This is a genomic window from Actinoplanes sp. GCM10030250 (assembly GCF_042666575.1).
GTDB lineage: Bacteria > Actinomycetota > Actinomycetes > Mycobacteriales > Micromonosporaceae > Actinoplanes.
In genome coordinates, this window is sequence record NZ_JBHTDO010000135.1 from 1 (window position 1) to 521 (window position 521).

Sequence of the window (521 nt, forward strand, 5' to 3'; positions counted from 1 at the left end):
CTGGTGTGGTGCGTGGAGCACCTCGGCGAGCTCCCCTCGATCACCGTGACCCGCACCGGCGCGTCGATCGCAGACCGGTTGTGGAAGGCGGGCGGCAAACGCAATTCCGATATCGCCGCGCGTGATCTGGAATCGCATGCGTCGCATGTGCTCTCCGCGCCGGTGCCGGTGCCGCCGATCACCGACCCGCCGCGCGGGTTGATCGAGCCGCCGTTGGTGTGGAGCGTGGCCGAGCTCGACGCCGAGCTCGTCGCCGCTGCTGATCGGGTGTTGGTGGTCGACCAGCGCGGCGCATACCTCGGATCCGCTGGCATGGTGGGTTTCCCGGTGGGTGACCCGGTGCCGCTGATGAGCACCACCGAACTGGAGTCGGCGCTGTGGTTCTCGCCTGAGCCGGACCCGAACCGGTGGCCGACGGGGTTGTGGCTGGCGTTGCGCCGAATCGGGGTATCGCCATCAGCTGGCCGTGCGGCGCTGTGAGATGAGGGCAGCGGTGAGCGCGCTCGCGCGGTCGGGGGTGT

General features: G+C 69.9%; 1 protein-coding gene. It reads left to right on the forward strand.

Annotated features, from left to right (window positions below):
• Positions 1 to 480, forward strand: a 480-nt coding sequence (locus ACFQV6_RS44405; RefSeq protein ID WP_378033767.1) for a hypothetical protein, incomplete at its 5' end; no start/stop codon positions are given.
• Positions 481 to 521: the final 41 nt, after the last annotated feature.